This is a genomic window from Marivivens sp. ABH4_498, from assembly GCF_056160585.1.
The window spans coordinates 1-205 of record NZ_JBSWXL010000031.1 but is presented as its reverse complement, the minus strand read 5'-3'; the positions used below and the strand labels follow the sequence as shown (position 1 = coordinate 205).

Here is a 205-nt window from a genome sequence, read left to right as displayed (position 1 = left end):
CTGGCGACGCAGACATGGCCGGTGACTATGGCGGCTATGATGGCCCCTGCCCACCTTGGAACGACAGCATCATTCACCACTATCATTTCACGGTGTACGCGCTGGACACGGACGACCTGCCCCTCAGCGGCGCATTCACAGGCCCTGACGCGCTGGCGGCTATCAAACCCCATGTGCTGGACCAGGCGACCCACATGGGCACCTA

General features: G+C 62.4%; 1 protein-coding gene. It reads left to right on the top strand.

Annotated elements, in window-relative coordinates; genetic code table 11:
• Nucleotides 1–14: 14 nt before the first annotated feature.
• Nucleotides 15–205 (top strand): YbhB/YbcL family Raf kinase inhibitor-like protein (locus ACXAGA_RS16525; RefSeq protein WP_475118562.1); only part of this gene is annotated, 191 nt, incomplete at its 3' end.